This window comes from Paraburkholderia madseniana, assembly GCF_009690905.1.
GTDB classification, from domain to species: domain Bacteria; phylum Pseudomonadota; class Gammaproteobacteria; order Burkholderiales; family Burkholderiaceae; genus Paraburkholderia; species Paraburkholderia madseniana.
In genome coordinates this window covers 46170-53555 of the sequence record NZ_VOSW01000065.1, presented here as the reverse complement: position 1 = coordinate 53555, position 7386 = coordinate 46170, and the positions used below count along the sequence as shown (strand labels likewise).

7 protein-coding genes are annotated in these 7386 nt (G+C 62.2%); all 7 read left to right on the top strand.

Annotation, left to right across the window (positions count from 1 at the left end; all coding sequences use genetic code 11):
• On the top strand, window positions 1-524 hold a 524-nt coding region (locus tag FSO04_RS29580), incomplete at its 5' end, for a RodZ domain-containing protein (protein WP_154565143.1).
• Between the two features lie 86 nt (window positions 525-610).
• Window positions 611-1927, top strand: a complete 1317-nt coding sequence (ispG, locus tag FSO04_RS29575; protein WP_054038222.1) for a flavodoxin-dependent (E)-4-hydroxy-3-methylbut-2-enyl-diphosphate synthase — start codon at window positions 611-613, stop codon at window positions 1925-1927.
• Between the two features lie 20 nt (window positions 1928-1947).
• The gene (gene hisS / locus FSO04_RS29570) at window positions 1948-3288 is read left to right on the top strand and encodes a histidine--tRNA ligase (RefSeq protein WP_093633527.1); all 1341 of its coding nucleotides are present in this window, start codon (window positions 1948-1950) and stop codon (window positions 3286-3288) included.
• A gap of 66 nt (window positions 3289-3354) precedes the next feature.
• Window positions 3355-3984, top strand: coding sequence for a YfgM family protein (locus tag FSO04_RS29565; RefSeq protein WP_154565141.1), 630 nt, complete (start codon window positions 3355-3357; stop codon window positions 3982-3984).
• 75 nt (window positions 3985-4059) lie between these two features.
• Window positions 4060-5205, top strand: a complete 1146-nt coding sequence (gene bamB, locus FSO04_RS29560; protein ID WP_054038228.1) for an outer membrane protein assembly factor BamB — start codon at window positions 4060-4062, stop codon at window positions 5203-5205.
• A 436-nt stretch (window positions 5206-5641) separates the two neighbouring features.
• Window positions 5642-6979 (top strand): ribosome biogenesis GTPase Der, encoded by a 1338-nt coding sequence (gene der, locus FSO04_RS29555; protein ID WP_093633525.1) that lies wholly within the window; start codon window positions 5642-5644, stop codon window positions 6977-6979.
• 153 nt (window positions 6980-7132) lie between these two features.
• Complete coding sequence (gene hfq / locus FSO04_RS29550) at window positions 7133-7369, top strand: RNA chaperone Hfq (RefSeq protein WP_006051315.1); 237 nt, start codon at window positions 7133-7135, stop codon at window positions 7367-7369.
• Window positions 7370-7386: the final 17 nt, after the last annotated feature.

Genomic DNA, 7386 nt, shown 5'->3' with positions numbered 1-7386 from the left:
CGGTGGCACAGGGTCAGCCGGCAGGTTCCGAGGCAACCGCGGAAGACGCTGCTTCGGCCCCGGGAACTCAGGCTGCGGTGGATAACGCAGCGTCGGCTACGCCGATGCCCGCGCCGCTGGCGACCGGTGCGGCGCCATCTTCCGCTCCGGCGGTCACGGCAGCAGTCGCGCCGAAGGCCGGTTCGCAGGTCCAGGCGGCGGCGCAAAGCGCGAGCGCGCCAGTGGTCGCCGCGATAGGCGCATCGGCCGCAGCAGATACGGCGGCGCCGGCCGCGGGTGAGGCGATCATCGCGTTGCGGGTGACGCAGGACAGCTGGTTCAGCGTGCGTGGCAAGGACGGCAAGGAAGTGTTCTCCGGCCTCGTGCACGCAGGCGATACGAAGGAAGTAACGGGCGCGGCCCCTTTCAAGGTCACGGTCGGCAACAAGGCGGGTCTCGAGTCGCTTACGCTCGATGGTCAGCCAGTCGATCCGTCCAAATATTCGGCAGCCAAGGGTAACGTGGCGCGCTTCGCGTTGCCTTGATAGATACGGTATGCGTCGCGGCCAACCGGTTCGCGGCGCTTTTTCAATTCAGGCGCTACGTCTTTTTTGTGGCGCATGCGGCGTAAATGGGTTTTTCGATGCAATCCGAAGCTCAATCCCAATCCAGTAGCAAGATCGTTTCAAACGAGCCGGTGTTCGGCGGCCACGCTGCGCGGCGCAAGTCGCACGCAGTCGATGTCCGTTGGGGCGGCCAGCTCGTCACCATCGGCGGCGATGCGCCCGTGCGCGTCCAGTCGATGACCAACACCGACACCGCGGACGCGATCGGCACGGCGATCCAGATCAAGGAACTGGCGCAAGCCGGTTCGGAGCTGGTGCGTATCACGGTCAACACGCCGGAAGCGGCGGCGGCCGTGCCGGCTGTCCGCGAGCAGCTTGACCGCATGGGCGTGTCGGTGCCGCTGGTCGGCGATTTTCATTACAACGGCCATTTGCTGCTGCGCGATTACCCCGCGTGCGCGGAGTCGTTGTCGAAGTACCGGATCAATCCGGGCAATGTCGGCCACGGCGCGAAGCGCGACACGCAGTTCGCGCAGATGATCGAAGCGGCGGTGAAGTACGACAAGCCGGTGCGGATCGGCGTCAACTGGGGCAGCCTCGACCAGGACCTGCTCGCGAAGATGATGGACGAAAACGCCGCGCGTTCCACGCCGTGGGAAGCGCAGAGCGTGATGTACGAAGCGTTGATCCAGTCGGCGATCGGCTCGGCGGAGCGCGCGGTCGAAATCGGCTTGCCGCGCAACAAGATCATTCTGTCCTGCAAGGTCAGCGGCGTGCAGGATCTGATCGCGGTGTACCGTGAACTCGCGCGCCGGTGCGACTTCGCGCTGCATCTGGGTCTGACCGAAGCGGGCATGGGGTCGAAGGGCATTGTGGCGTCGACCGCTGCGTTGTCGGTGTTGCTGCAGCAAGGCATCGGCGACACGATCCGTATCTCGCTCACGCCCGAACCGGGTGGCCCGCGCACGGGTGAAGTGATCGTCGGCCAGGAAATTCTGCAGACCATGGGCCTGCGTTCGTTCACGCCGATGGTGATCGCGTGCCCGGGTTGCGGCCGTACCACCAGCACGCTGTTCCAGGAGCTGGCGTCGCAAATCCAGACCTATCTGCGCACGCAGATGCCGGTGTGGCGCGATCAATATCCTGGCGTCGAAAAGATGCACGTCGCGGTGATGGGCTGCATCGTCAACGGTCCGGGCGAATCGAAACAGGCGAATATCGGCATCAGCTTGCCGGGTTCGGGCGAAAATCCGGCCGCGCCGGTGTTCATCGACGGCGAGAAGGTCAAGACGCTGCGCGGCGAGAACATCGCGCAAGAATTCCAGCAAATCGTGAGTGACTACGTCGAGCGCCGCTATGGCCGCGCCGAAGCACTCAACTAAATACCGCCAATCGAAGACAGATGACTGAACAGAAGAAAAAGCTCGAAAAGTTGTCCGGTGTGAAGGGCATGAATGACATCCTTCCGCAGGACGCCGGGCTGTGGGAATTTTTTGAAGCGACCGTCAAGTCGATGCTGCGCTCGTACGGATACCAGAATATTCGTACGCCGATCATCGAGCATACGCAGTTGTTCAAGCGCGGTATCGGTGAGGTGACCGACATCGTCGAGAAAGAGATGTACAGCTTTACCGACGCATTGAACGGCGAAAATCTGACGATGCGCCCGGAAAACACGGCGGCTGTGGTGCGCGCGACGATCGAGCACAACATGCTGTACGACGGTCCGAAGCGCCTGTGGTACATCGGCCCGATGTTCCGTCACGAGCGTCCGCAGCGCGGCCGCTATCGCCAGTTCCATCAGGTCGGCGTGGAAGCGCTGGGCTTTGCCGGTCCGGACGCCGACGCTGAAATCATCATGATGTGTCAGCGTCTGTGGGACGACCTCGGCTTGATGGGCATCAAGCTCGAGCTCAATTCGCTGGGTCTCGTGGAAGAGCGCGCGGCGCATCGCGTCGAGTTGATCGCGTACCTCGAAAAGCACATGGACGTGCTCGACGAAGAGGCGAAGCGCCGTTTGTACACGAACCCGCTGCGCGTGCTCGACACGAAAAATCCTGCCATGCAGGAAGTCGCGCAGAACGCACCCAAGCTGATCGATTTTCTCGGCGAAGAATCGCGCGCGCACTTCGAAGGCCTGCAGCGCATTCTGAAGGCGAACAACATTCCGTTCACGATCAATCCGCGCCTCGTGCGCGGTCTCGATTATTACAATCTGACCGTGTTCGAATGGGTGACCGACAAGCTCGGCGCGCAAGGCACCGTCGCGGCCGGCGGCCGTTACGATCCGCTGATCGAACAGCTTGGCGGTAAGCCGACGGGCGCATGCGGCTGGGCCATGGGCGTCGAGCGTATCCTCGAGCTGCTGAAAGAAGATCAGCTCGTACCGGAAGACGAAGGCTGCGACGTATACGTAGTCCATCAGGGCGACGCGGCGCGCGAACAGGCCTTTATCATCGCCGAGCGTTTGCGCGACACGGGTCTCGACGTGATCCTGCATTGCAGCGCGGACGGTCAGACGGCGAGCTTCAAGTCGCAAATGAAGCGTGCCGACGCGAGCGGCGCGGCATTCGCGGTGGTCCTCGGCGAAGACGAGATTGCGAACGGCACGGTCGGCGTCAAACCGCTCCGTGATACAAGTTCTAACGGCGGTAAAAACGAGCAACATAACGTGCCCGCCGAAGACTTGACCGAATTTCTAATCAATGCGATGGTTGCAACCGCCGAAGACGGCGACGACTGATCGCGATGTCGTCGAGCCCCTTGGCTCGACACGCACACGTATCAAGAAAGAGGAAATCGCCGGGCGATGAGTTACCACGACGAACAAGAATCGATTGAAAGTCTGAAGGCATGGTGGACGCAGTGGGGCAATGCAACCACGTGGATCGTGCTGGTGGCCTTGGTTGCCGCCGCTAGCTGGAACGGCTGGAATTTCTGGCAACGGCGCCAGGCCGCGGAAGCCGCGGTGCTGTATGACCAGGTGCAACAAGCCGTTGCATCGGGTGACAAGGCGAAGATCACGCGCGTTGCCACCGATATGGAAGACAAGTTCAGCCGCACCGCGTATGCGCAGATGACCGCGCTGGGCGCCGCCAAGGCGCTGTACGCCGCGGGTGACGAAGCTGCCGCGAAGGCCCAGTTGCAATGGACCATCGATCACGCAAAAGACGACGAGTTCAAGCAGATCGCCAAGCTCCGTCTGGCTTCGCTGCTGCTCGACGACAAGGCTTACGACCAGGGCCTCGCACTGCTCGCCGAACCGCAGTCCGATGCGTTCAAGGGCATTGTGGCGGACGGCCGCGGTGATCTGCTCGCCGCCCAAGGCAAGCGTGACGATGCGCGCGCGGCCTACAAGCTTGCCCTCGACTCGCTGTCGAAAAACGATAGCTCGGCTCGCCAGTTGATTCAGTTCAAGCTGGACGCGCTGGGCGGCTAATCGCCGCATGCAGCGCGCCGCATGATACGACCAACCGGTCTCCTTTAACTCATTTCCTGAATGCTTCGTCCACCGATGAATCTGCTGAAACGTTACGCTGTGCCCGTTGCCTGTGCGATGACCGTGCTCACCATGGCGGCTTGCTCATCCACGAAAGACGAGCGCCGCGAGCCCACGCCGCTCACCGAGTTCAAACCCGTGCTCGACGTGCAGCAGGCGTGGAAGACGAGCGTCGGCAAGGCGGGTCGTTACCTGTTCTCGCCGGTCGCGGTCGGCAACGCGGTGTATGCGGCGGGCGCGAACGGCTCGGTTGCGAAGATCGACGCGCAAACCGGCAAGGACATCTGGCGCGTCAAGCTGCATGACGATCTGTCGGCAGGTGTTGGCAGCGACGGCACGCTCACGGCGGTTGGCGGCCTGAAGGGCGATGTCTACGTGCTCGGCGCGGACGGCAAACAATTGTGGACCGCCAAGGCGCCTGGCGAAATCATCTCGCCGCCGCTGGTCGGCAACGGCCTCGTGGTGGTGCGCACGGTCGACGGTCAGATCGTCGCGTTCAATGCGCAAACTGGCGAGCAGAAGTGGAATTATCGCAACCGCGCGGTGCCGCTCAACCTGCGCGTTTCCTCTGGTATGACGTTCGCGGGCGACGCGGCGGTGCTGGCCGGCTTCCCGGGCGGCGCATTCGCTGCGATCAACCTGCAGACCGGCGACAACTACTGGCAGACCCCGGTGTCGTATCCGAAGGGCGTGACGGAAGTGGAGCGCATCAACGACGTGACGGGCCCGCCCACGCTGCTTGGCTCGGAAACCTGCGCGGTGACGTTCCAGGGTCAGATTGGCTGCTTCGACGCGAACTCCGGCCGCGCGGTGTGGGAAAAGGCGTTTTCGAGCACGAGCGGTCTCGCGCAGGATGACCGCGCTGTGGTGGCGGCCGACGACTGGTCGGTGGTGTCGGCGTTCGACGTCAGCAATGGCGCGACGCTGTGGAAGAACGACAAGCTGAAGAATCGCGAACTCAGCGTCCCGTTCATTCTGGGTCATGCCGCCGTGCTGGGTGACTACCAGGGTTTCGTGCACTTCCTGTCGCGCGACGACGGCACGCTCGTGGCCCGTGTGAAGACCGACGGCAGCCCGATTACCGCGGCGCCGGTGCTGGCCGGCGAAACGCTGGTCGTGCTGACGCACGACGGCGACCTGTACGGCTACCGCCCGCGCTAATCGCGCAGGCTATTGCCAGTCAAGCGTCGTCAAGCGTGCAGGCCGGCTTCGCCGGCCGCACGCGTTTTTGTTGTATAGCTGGGCAACTAGAAATACTCCGCCGGACTGGCTGGTCCGGCAAGTCGGATCAGAAACGGCCCATGTGGCCATTGGTGGCTGCTTGCGGCGCCACCTTCGACGGCATCCTGGTCGATACCGCAGAGAATCGTATCGAACCGGCGTGTGAGCCGTTGAGCAAGAAAGACTGAAGCTGGCGGCCCACTGGCGCCGCCCCATACAGCCAAACCCCCGTCCGCCCGGGTGCGCATATTGACAGCACATCCGGGGCTGGCCGAATTCGTGATAATTTTCGTCAAAGGCTGCCGTGTAGCGGCCGCATGGCGTCGCTACGCGGGCCGTCGATTTCGATCCCGCGTTTCACCGTGAACAACATCTGATGAAACCCGTTATTGCCCTGGTTGGGCGCCCCAATGTGGGGAAATCCACGCTATTCAACCGTCTCACGCGCACGCGTGATGCGCTGGTTGCCGACCTGCCCGGTCTCACCCGCGATCGCCATTACGGCGAGGGGCGCGCCGGCGACCGGCCGTATCTGGTCGTCGATACCGGCGGCTTCGAGCCGGTCGCGAAAGACGGCATCCTGCACGAGATGGCGCGTCAAACCCGCCAGGCGGTCGAGGAATCGGACGTCGTCGTGTTCATCGTCGATGGCCGCAACGGTCTCGCGCCGCAGGACAAGACGATTGCCGACTACCTACGCAAGACCGGCCGGCCGATCTTCCTCGTCGTCAACAAGGCGGAGGGGATGAAGTACAGCACGGTGGCCGCCGACTTCTACGAACTCGGTCTCGGCGACCCGCGCGCGATTTCGTCGGCACACGGTGACGGCGTCACCGAAATGATCAATGACGCGCTGGGTGTCGCGTACGCCGGACAGCCGGAAGAGAGCGACGAGGAAAAACAGGCGCACGGCGTGAAGATCGCGATCGTCGGCCGGCCGAACGTCGGCAAGTCGACCTTGATCAACGCGCTGGTGGGCGAAGAGCGCGTGATTGCGTTCGACATGCCGGGCACGACGCGCGATTCGATCTACGTCGACTTCGAGCGTCAGGGCAAGCCCTACACGCTGATCGACACGGCTGGTTTGCGCCGCCGCGGCAAGGTGTTCGAAGCGATCGAGAAGTTCTCGGTGGTGAAAACGCTGCAGTCGATTTCGGACGCGAACGTCGTGATCCTGCTGCTTGACGCACAGCAGGATATTTCCGAACAGGACGCGCACATTGCCGGTTTCGTGGTGGAGCAGGGCCGCGCGCTGGTGGTGGGCGTGAACAAATGGGACGGGCTCGATTCGCATGTGCGCGAGCGCACTAAGGCCGACATCGAGCGCAAACTAAAATTTCTCGACTTCGCCAAATTCCACTTCATTTCCGCCGCGGAAAAAACCGGAATCGGCCCGCTGATGCGCTCGGTCGACGACGCCTACGCCGCCGCCATGGCCAAGCTGCCGACGCCGAAGTTGACGCGCGCGCTGATCGAGGCAGTGGAATTCCAGCAGCCGCGCCGACGCGGTCCGGTGCGCCCGAAACTGCGTTACGCGCACCAGGGCGGACAGAATCCGCCGATCATCGTGATTCACGGCAATGCGCTCGATGCGATCACCGAAACGTACAAACGCTACCTAGAAAACCGCTTCAGGGAAACTTTCAAGCTGACTGGGACTCCATTGCGCATAGAGTTCAGATCGTCGACGAACCCTTACGCGGATAAAGGCTAAATCCAGGCTGAAACCCGCGTGTGTGTTGGGTTTGGCCGCGAGGCCGGCCCGCTCGCGCAAAAATGAAAATCGGCTATAGTGTAGCGGTTGACGGCGGATCTCTTTTTCTTCGTCGTCAATTCAGTCAACCTGCAAAAAAATACGGAGTTTGCTATGAGCAACAAAGGGCAATTGTTACAAGACCCGTTTTTGAACGCACTGCGTAAAGAGCACGTGCCGGTGTCGATCTACTTGGTCAACGGCATCAAGCTTCAAGGGAACATCGAATCGTTCGACCAGTACGTCGTGTTGCTCCGGAATACGGTCACCCAGATGGTCTACAAGCACGCAATTTCTACTGTCGTGCCTGCCCGTCCGGTGAATTTCCACCCGGATTCCGAACAGTCCTAATCCCCGTCCGCGGCCGG